The sequence below is a fragment of the Paenibacillus sp. GbtcB18 genome (assembly GCF_019091125.1).
GTDB classification, from domain to species: domain Bacteria; phylum Bacillota; class Bacilli; order Paenibacillales; family NBRC-103111; genus Paenibacillus_F; species Paenibacillus_F chitinolyticus.
Window position 1 is genome coordinate 1 of record NZ_JAGXJX010000368.1, and the last position, 271, is coordinate 271.

At 72.3% G+C, this 271-nt stretch carries 1 protein-coding gene; it reads right to left on the bottom strand.

The features are described from left to right. A partial coding sequence (locus KVT34_RS32850) for an AMP-binding protein (RefSeq protein ID WP_369016303.1) occupies positions 1 to 265 on the bottom strand: 265 nt, incomplete at its 3' end. Positions 266 to 271 lie beyond the last annotated feature (6 nt).

Sequence of the window (271 nt, forward strand, 5' to 3'; positions counted from 1 at the left end):
CGGCACCGGCACGCTGGACGCCGAGAGCGGCGACGACAGCCGCCGCACCACGGGGTAGGAGGACAGCGACGATCGGCGCGGAGTCCCGGCCCACGCCGTACTGACGGAGCAGTAGGGACGCCAGGGCGGCCGAGGCAGTGTCGAGCTGACCGTAGGTGAGTATCCCACCGTCCTCCACTACGGCCGGAGCATCGGGCCGGGCCGCGGCGTGTGCGAGGAAACGGGAGACGACATCGGCGGTGGTCGGGTTGCTGCCTGAGGGCACCGCAGG